7 protein-coding genes are annotated in these 7,901 nt (G+C 60.9%); all 7 read left to right on the top strand.

Annotated elements, in window-relative coordinates; genetic code table 11:
- A partial coding sequence (locus tag DBR24_RS33140) for an ABC transporter permease subunit (protein WP_256591709.1) occupies positions 1 to 383 on the top strand: 383 nt, incomplete at its 5' end.
- Positions 383 to 1,405: an ABC transporter permease gene (locus tag DBR24_RS21330; RefSeq protein ID WP_123468257.1), complete on the top strand. Its 1,023-nt coding sequence runs from the start codon at positions 383 to 385 to the stop codon at positions 1,403 to 1,405. The genes DBR24_RS33140 and DBR24_RS21330, both read left to right, overlap by 1 nt.
- A 9-nt stretch (positions 1,406 to 1,414) precedes the next feature.
- A complete protein-coding gene (locus tag DBR24_RS21325) occupies positions 1,415 to 2,989 on the top strand; it encodes an ABC transporter ATP-binding protein (protein ID WP_128615739.1) in 1,575 nt (524 codons plus the stop codon).
- A gap of 102 nt (positions 2,990 to 3,091) precedes the next feature.
- Positions 3,092 to 4,507 carry a sigma-54-dependent Fis family transcriptional regulator gene (locus tag DBR24_RS21320; RefSeq protein ID WP_128615738.1) on the top strand — a complete coding sequence of 472 codons (1,416 nt, stop codon included), beginning with the start codon at positions 3,092 to 3,094 and terminating at the stop codon, positions 4,505 to 4,507.
- A 277-nt stretch (positions 4,508 to 4,784) separates the two neighbouring features.
- A complete protein-coding gene (locus DBR24_RS21315; protein WP_123468250.1) occupies positions 4,785 to 6,176 on the top strand; it encodes a GntP family permease in 1,392 nt (463 codons plus the stop codon).
- Positions 6,177 to 6,183: 7 nt separating this feature from the next.
- Entirely contained in the window at positions 6,184 to 6,957 is a 774-nt protein-coding gene (gene hbdH / locus DBR24_RS21310) for a 3-hydroxybutyrate dehydrogenase (RefSeq protein ID WP_128615737.1), read from the top strand.
- Between the two features lie 96 nt (positions 6,958 to 7,053).
- Positions 7,054 to 7,901: AMP-binding protein (locus tag DBR24_RS21305; protein ID WP_146189099.1), on the top strand; the 848-nt coding region annotated here is incomplete at its 3' end.

Genomic DNA, 7,901 nt, shown 5'->3' with positions numbered 1-7,901 from the left:
TCGCCACCCTGACGATTCTGACGAAAAACTCGTTTCTCAATGAAATCACCCGCCAATACGTGGTGACCGCACGGGCCAAGGGCTTGAGCGAACGTCGGGTGCTCTACGGCCACGTGTTCCGCAATGCGATGTTGCTGGTGGTATCGGGCATTCCCCAGGCCTTTATCAGCGTGTTTTTCGCCGGCTCGTTGCTGATTGAAGTGATTTTTTCCCTCGATGGCCTCGGTCGCATGAGCTACGAAGCGGCCGTCTCGCGGGACTATCCAGTGGTGTTCGGCTCGCTGTTCATCTTCACCCTGTTCGGCCTGCTGATAAAACTGATCGGCGACTTGTGCTACACCCTTGTCGATCCGCGCATCGACTTCGCTGCGAGGAACGCCTGATGCTCAAGCTCTCGCCGTTGGGCCGTCGCCGTTTCGAGCGATTCAAGAAAAACCGTCGTGGCTGGTGGTCGTTATGGCTGTTCATCGGCCTGTTCCTGCTGACCCTCGGCGGTGAGCTGATCGCCAACGACAAACCGCTGGTGGTCAGTTATCAAGGCCAGTGGTACTTCCCGGTATTCAAACGCCACACCGAACAGGAGTTCGGCGGGCAACTACCGTTTCAGGCCGACTACCGCAGCGACTATGTGCAGAACCTGATTCGCAAGGACGGTGGCTGGTTGCTGTTCCCGCCGATTCCGTTCAGCGACGACACGCCGAACTATGACCTCAATAAACCGGCGCCGAGCCCGCCGACATCGGTCAACTGGCTGGGCACCGACGATCAGGCGCGGGATGTCCTCGCGCGGGTGATTTTCGGCGCCCGGGTGTCGATTCTCTTCGCGTTGATGCTGACCTTTGTCAGCGCCCTGATCGGCATCGCTGCCGGTGCCTTGCAAGGTTATTACGGCGGCTGGGTCGACCTGCTCGGGCAGCGCTTGCTTGAAGTCTGGTCGGGGTTACCGGTGCTGTACCTGCTGATCATCCTCTCCGGGTTTGTCGAACCGAACTTCTGGTGGCTGCTGGGGATCATGGCGCTGTTTTCGTGGCTGGCACTGGTGGACGTGGTACGTGCGGAGTTCCTGCGCGGGCGCAACCTGGAATACGTCAAGGCTGCGCGGGCGCTGGGCCTGACCGATCGCAAGGTGATCGTCCGGCACATCCTGCCCAACGCCATGAACGCGACGTTGAGTTACTTGCCGTTCATTCTGACCGGGGCGATTTCCACCCTCACCGCACTGGACTTTCTCGGCTTCGGCATGCCCGCCGGCAGCGCCTCGCTGGGCGAACTGATCGGTCAGGGCAAACAGAACCTGCAGGCACCGTGGCTCGGGCTGACAGCGTTCTTCACCCTGGCGCTGATCCTTTCTTTATTGGTGTTCATCGGCGAAGCGTTACGCGACGCGTTCGACCCTCGATCCTGAAGCGTGGCCATGACTGACAATCTGATTGAAATCCGTAACCTCAATGTCGCTTTCCATGGCCAGCGCGTGGTGCGCGACCTGTGCCTGGACATTCGCCCCGGTGAGTGTCTGGCGCTGGTTGGCGAGTCCGGTTCGGGCAAGTCGGTGACGGCCCACTCGATTCTGCAATTGCTGGCAGACAGCGAAGCGCAAACCACTGGCAGCATTCGCTATCGCGGTCAGGAGCTGGTCAGTGCGGACCCCAAGGTCTTGCGTGAGCTGCGCGGCAACCGCATCGCGATGATCTTTCAGGAGCCGATGACCTCGCTCAATCCGCTGCACACCATCGAAAAGCAGATCGGCGAAACCTTGCTGCTGCACCGCGGCCTCGGTGGAAAAGCGGCGCAACAGCGCATCCTCGAACTGCTCGAACTGGTCGGCATCCAGAAACCCAAAGAGCGGCTCAAGGCCTACCCGCACCAATTGTCCGGAGGACAACGACAGCGGGTCATGATCGCCATGGCCCTGGCTTGCGAACCGGAATTGTTGATTGCCGATGAGCCGACCACTGCCCTCGATGTCACCGTACAGCGCAAGATTCTGCTGCTGCTCAAGTCCCTGCAACAACGCCTCGGCATGTCGCTGCTGCTGATCAGTCACGACCTCAATCTGGTGCGCAGCATTGCCCAGCGTGTCTGTGTGATGAAGGCTGGAGAAATCGTCGAACAGGCGCCCTGTGAAACGCTGTTCAGCGAACCGAAGCATCCTTACAGCTGCGTGCTGCTCAACGCTGAACCCGAAGGTGAAGCCCTGCCCCGGGATGAGCGCGAGAATGTGCTGGAGGTCGATGATCTGCGGGTTGAGTTTGTCGTCGGTGGCGGCCTGTTTCAGCGCAAGCAATACCTGCGCGCCGTGGATGGCATCAGCCTGAATATCCAGCGCGGCAAGACCCTGGGTATCGTTGGCGAATCCGGTTCGGGCAAGTCGACGCTGGGACAAGCGATCCTGCGTCTGCTCGATTCCGAAGGCAGCATCCGCTTTCAGGGCGCAGCGCTCGACGGCCTCAATCAGAAACAGCTGCGTCCCTGGCGTCGGCAGATGCAGGTGGTGTTTCAGGATCCGTTCGGCAGCCTCAGTCCGCGCATGTCGGTGGCGCAGATCATCAGCGAAGGCCTGGAAGTACACTGCGAATCGAACGCCCAGGAGTGCGATGAGCAAGTGATTCGCGTGCTCAAGGAGGTCGGCCTCGACCCCGCCAGTCGTCATCGTTACCCCCACGAGTTTTCCGGCGGCCAGCGTCAACGCATTGCAATCGCACGGGCACTGGTGCTCAAACCGGCGCTGATTCTGCTTGATGAGCCGACTTCGGCGCTGGATCGCACGGTGCAGAAACAAGTGGTTGCCCTGCTGCGCCAGCTTCAGGAAAAGCACGGCCTGACCTACCTGTTCATCAGCCACGACCTGGCGGTGGTGCGGGCACTGGCCCACGACATGATCGTGATCAAGGACGGCAAGGTGGTCGAGCGCGGCGCCAGTCACGATGTGTTCGATTCGCCGCAGCATCCTTACACCAAGGAGTTGTTGGCGGCGGCGCATCCGGGGTAGGCATAATCGGCGCTCGTCTTGAAACCGGGTCGCGGCCTTCGCGAGCAAGCCTGCTCGCGAAAAGACCAGCACACACCACCCAAAATCTGGATCAAACCACCCATGAACACCACCGAAAGCCTCAAGGACTACCAACGGGTTCGCACCCTGGCAATCCGCTCGCTGTTCGAGATCATCGAGCAGTCGAGCGAAGGCACGGTGATTGTCGATCGCGACGCCAACATTGTCTGGATGAACGAGCGCTACGCGCGCCGCTTCGGGCTCGAGTCGGCCGCAGGTGCGATAGGCAAACCCTGCGAAAGCGTGATTCCCGGCAGTCTGTTGCGTGAGGTGGTGCGTACCGGGCGGCCTATTCTGCTAGACATGCAAGACACCCCGAAAGAGCCGCTGGTGGTGATGCGCCTGCCGATCCACGACGATGTCGGCACGGTAATCGGCGCGATCGGTTTTGCCCTGTTCGATGAACTGCGCACGCTGTCGCCGATGCTCAAGCGCTACTTGAGCATGCAGGAGGAACTGGCTTCGACCCGCTCGCTGCTGCGCGCGCGGCAGACCAAATACAACTTCGCACATTTCATCGGCACCAGCGCCGCCAGCCTCGAAGTCAAACGCCGCGCCCGCCGCAGTGCCAGCACCGAGTCGCCGGTGTTGCTGCTGGGCGAAACCGGCACCGGCAAGGAATTGCTGGCGCAGGCGATTCACAGTGCTTCGCCGCGAGCGCACAAAGCCTTTGTCAGCATCAACAGCGCGGCGATTCCCGAAACATTGCTGGAGGCCGAGTTCTTCGGCACGGCTCCGGGCGCCTTCACTGGCGCTGACCGCAAGGGCCGCACCGGCAAGTTGCAGATCGCCCAGGGCGGCACATTGTTTCTCGACGAGATCGGCGACATGCCATTGCCGCTGCAAAGCAAATTGCTGCGGGTGCTGCAGGAAAAGGAATTCGAGCCGGTGGGCTCCAACGAGGTCATCCAGAGTGACGTGCGGGTGATCGCCGCGACCTCGACCGACCTGCAAACGGCGATCAAGCGCGGTGAATTCCGCGCTGACTTGTACTACCGGCTCAATGTGCTGCCGATCATCGTGCCGCCGTTGCGCGAACGCCTCGACGATCTGCCAGCACTCAGCGAAGCGATCCTCGAAGAGCTGCGCAGTCAGCATGAACTGAGCCGCACGGCGCTGGATCTGCTGAGCCAGCATGCGTGGCCGGGAAACATCCGAGAGTTGCGGAATGTGCTGGAGCGGGCGGCACTGCTCAGTGATGACCTGATCCTCAGCGAAGCAGATATTCGCGGCTCCATAGGCACATTTACCCCGGTTGAACGCCCCGCGGCGCCCGCGCTGGAGCCCTTGGCCGACGAGACATTCGCCCAGGCGCGCCAGCGGTTTGACCGGCAACTGATCGAGTCGGCCCTCGCGCAATGTGCGGGTAATGTGCCAGAGGCGGCAGCTCGTCTGGGGCTGGGGCGGTCGACGTTGTACAAGAAAATGCTGGCATTGGGCATCGCCCAGTCTCAATAAAGAGACTTCAATCTCTATTAATAGAAATTGGCAGAAGCTTCGCGAGCAGGCTCGCTCCCACAGTGGAATACCTTGCAAATGTAGGCGCGGACTTGCTCGCGAAGGCGTCATCACTTCCAGCATAAATCTCGAAAAAGAGACAAACCTGCGATTCTTTGCAAATTAAGATCCATAAAACCCTTAAATTTCAACGACTTGTGCATGTGGCACAAATCTCGCTAACACCTCTCCCACACCGGTTTCACCCACAAAAATAACAATTCTGGAGAGACACACCATGAGTGTGATCATTGCCTTGGCCGCCCTCGCGCTGCTGATGCTAGCCGCCTACCGTGGCTACAGCGTTATCCTGTTTGCTCCGATCGCCGCCCTCGGCGCTGTCCTGCTCACCGACCCTTCTGCCGTCGCCCCTGCATTCACCGGGGTGTTCATGGAGAAAATGGTCGGGTTCATCAAACTCTACTTCCCGGTCTTCCTGCTCGGTGCCGTGTTCGGCAAGCTGATCGAACTGTCGGGCTTTTCGCGCTCGATTGTCGCCGCGGCGATTCGTCTGCTGGGCACCCGCCAGGCCATGCTGGTAATCGTGCTGGTCTGCGCCCTGCTCACCTACGGCGGTGTGTCGCTGTTCGTGGTGGTGTTTGCGGTGTATCCGTTTGCCGCCGAGATGTTCCGCCAGAGCAACATTCCCAAACGGCTGATCCCGGCGACCATCGCCCTCGGTGCGTTTTCGTTCACCATGGACGCCCTGCCCGGCACCCCGCAGATCCAGAACATCATCCCCAGCACCTTCTTCAACACCACCGCGTGGGCGGCGCCGTGGCTGGGCGTGATTGGCACGATTTTCGTGTTCTGCGCCGGCATGCTGTTCCTCCAGCGTCAGCGCAACAAGGCCCAGCGCGCCGGCGAAGGCTATGGCACCGAGCTGCGCAATGAGCCAGAAACTGCCGAAGACCTCAAACTGCCGAACCCGTGGATCGCGCTGTCGCCGCTGCTGGCGGTGGGCATCATGAACCTGTTGTTCACTCAGTGGATTCCCCAGTGGTACGGCAAGACCCACAGCCTCGCGCTGCCGGGCATGGCCACGCCAGTGACCACCGAAATCGCCAAACTGACGGCGATTTGGGCGGTACAGGCGGCGTTGCTGGTCGGCATCCTCATGGTGCTGGCGTTCGGCTTCAAAGCCATTCGCAGCAAACTGGCCGAGGGCAGCAAAAGCGCGGTCAGCGGTGCGCTGCTGGCGGCGATGAACACCGCTTCCGAATACGGTTTTGGCGCGGTGATCGCCTCGCTGCCGGGGTTTCTGGTGCTGGCCGACTGGCTCAAGCAAATCCCCAATCCGCTGGTCAACGAGGCGATCACCGTCACGCTGCTGGCGGGCATCACCGGTTCGGCGTCGGGTGGGATGAGCATTGCCCTGGCGGCGATGTCCGAGCAATTCATCGCCGCAGCCCATGCGGCGAATATTCCGCTGGAAGTGCTGCACCGCGTGGCCGCCATGGCCAGTGGCGGCATGGACACGCTGCCGCACAACGGTGCCGTCATCACCTTGCTGGCGGTGACCGGCCTGACTCACCGCGAAGCCTATAAAGACATTTTCTGTATTACGCTGATCAAGACCCTGGCGGTTTTCGTAGTGATCGGTACTTTCTACGCCACTGGCATTGTGTGAGGTATTCATGACGACTCTTTCCGGCAAGACCGCACTGGTAACCGGTTCCACCAGCGGCATTGGCCTGGGCATCGCGCTGAGCCTGGCCAAAGCCGGCGCCAATCTGATTCTCAACGGTTTCGGTGATGCCTCGACGGTGATCGCCGAAGTCGGCCAGTTTGGCGCCAAGGTCGGCCATCACCCCGCTGACGTCAGTGACCCGGCACAGATTGCCGACATGATCGCCTATGCCGAACGCGAATTCGGTGGCGTCGACATTCTGGTCAATAACGCCGGAATCCAGCATGTGGCGGCGGTCGAGGAGTTTCCGGTGGAACGCTGGGATTCGATCATTGCGATCAACCTGTCTTCGGTGTTCCACAGCACCCGCCTGAGCCTGCCGGGCATGCGTGCCAAAGGATGGGGACGGATCATCAATATTGCCTCCGTGCACGGTCAGGTCGGTTCGACCGGCAAGGCGGCTTACGTCGCCGCCAAGCACGGGGTGATCGGCCTGACCAAAGTGGTCGGCCTGGAAACCGCGACCAGCAACGTCACCTGTAACGCGATCTGCCCGGGCTGGGTGTTGACGCCGCTGGTGCAGAAGCAGATCGACGACCGTGCGGTCAAAGGCGTCGATCCGCAGCAGGCGCAGCATGATTTGCTGGCCGAGAAGCAACCGTCGCTGGAGTTCGTCACGCCGCAGCATCTGGGCGAGCTGGTGTTGTTTTTGTGCAGTGAGGCCGGTAGCCAGGTGCGCGGGGCGGCGTGGAATATTGATGGTGGGTGGTTGGCGCAATAACCTCCACAGAACGATGTGGCCAGGGCGCTTGCTTCCTGGCCACAGGTTACCCACGGTCACAACTGCGTGTATGAACCCGATAAAAAGAGGCAAACAATGTCCGACATCCTCTGGCAAGCCGATGCCAAGCGTATCGCCGAGTCCCGCATGGATAGATTCCGGCGGGCACTGAATCAGCGTCACCACCTGCACCTCGACGACTACCCTGCCCTGCACCAGTGGAGCATCGAGCAGCGTGCCGACTTCTGGCAGGCCATCGTCGACTTCTTCGATATTCGTTTCCACACCCAGCCTGATGCGGTTTTACGTGAAGGCCGGCAAATGCCCAGCGCCGAATGGTTTCCCGGTGCCACCCTGAACTTCGCCGAACACCTGCTGCGCCGCCGCGACGATGCCGTCGCCGTGGTGGCCGTGGCAGAGCACGGCCAGCGCGAACAGCTGACCTGGGCGCAACTGGCCGAGCATGTCAGTGGTTTTCAGGCCAGTCTGCAGGCGGCCGGCGTCGGCCTCGGTGATCGGGTTGCGGCGTGCATGCCCAATACCTGGCAAACCCTCGTGGCGATGCTGGCGACCACCAGCCTCGGTGCGATCTGGTCATGTTCTTCGCCAGACTTCGGCACCCACGGGGTGATCGACCGGTTCGGCCAGATCGAACCGAAGGTGCTGATCACCTGCGGCGGTTATCGTTACGCCGGCAAGACGATCGAGCAGACCGGCAAGCTCAATGAGATTCTCCTGCAACTGCCCTCGCTCAAGCAGTTGATCATCGTGCCCTACGCGCACCCGCACGCACGCATTCAGGATTACCGGACCCGCGCCGAGGTCAGCCTGTGGGATGACTTTTACGAGCCCGGTGGCGAGCCGGATTTTATTCCGGTGCCCTTCAACCATCCGCTCTACGTGCTGTATTCCAGTGGCACCACCGGTGTCCCGAAATGCATCGT

Source organism: Pseudomonas sp. HMWF006 (assembly GCF_003061205.1).
GTDB classification, from domain to species: Bacteria; Pseudomonadota; Gammaproteobacteria; order Pseudomonadales; family Pseudomonadaceae; genus Aquipseudomonas; species Aquipseudomonas monsensis.
The sequence above is the reverse complement of the archived record's forward strand: the minus strand, read 5'-3'. Positions and strand labels throughout refer to the sequence as shown.